Annotated in this window: 1 pseudogene; it reads right to left on the bottom strand. The window is 61.1% G+C overall.

Features of this window, described 5'->3' with window-relative positions:
• A pseudogene (locus tag EN935_RS39590) lies at positions 1 to 214 on the bottom strand (GTP cyclohydrolase I FolE); the annotation flags it as partial.
• Between the last annotated feature and the right edge of the window lie 331 nt (positions 215 to 545).

Raw genomic sequence — 545 nt, 5'->3', positions numbered from 1 at the left:
CACGAACGACACGTGAAGGAGTATCGATAAGCCCGGGTCGGGCCGGATCGTCGCCGGCCCAAGAGATCAGCGTCCTGACCGCGGCCTCAGCATCGAAGCGCGTCGGCCGGACGCGGCCGACTGTTCTGGGTTTGCCGTCTCCCGCTGAATTTCCCTGGGCGGAGGCCGACACGCCATCTTCGGTGTCGTCCAGAATTTGCGAACGCAGGTCCATCGGTCTCTCCAGTTCCACGCTTGAACCATTGGATGCGCCTGGCGAGGATTGGTTCCCGACGGGCACGACACCAGGAGGAAGGTTCCCACCCGTGGCGAACTACGGGAACTTTTCGAAAAGCGCTGCATCCAATTTCACGTCCGGCGCATAGTCGACATACGCCGTCAGGATCGTAAAGGAGAACCAAGATGGCATCGAAACAGTCCGTGGAGACCGACCCTTACCTCGCTGTTGGTGTGTTCATCGTGGCAATCGCGATAATGCCCATGCCGCCGGTCAGCTGGTGGTCCTGGTACGCGTCGGCGACGATATGCTGGCGGTCGACGGCACA

Origin of the sequence: Mesorhizobium sp. M7D.F.Ca.US.004.03.1.1, assembly GCF_003998635.1 — a bacterium.
In the GTDB taxonomy this organism is placed as follows: Bacteria; Pseudomonadota; Alphaproteobacteria; order Rhizobiales; family Rhizobiaceae; genus Mesorhizobium; species Mesorhizobium loti.
Note: the sequence above shows the minus strand (reverse complement) of the source record. Positions and strands in the feature narration are given on the sequence as shown.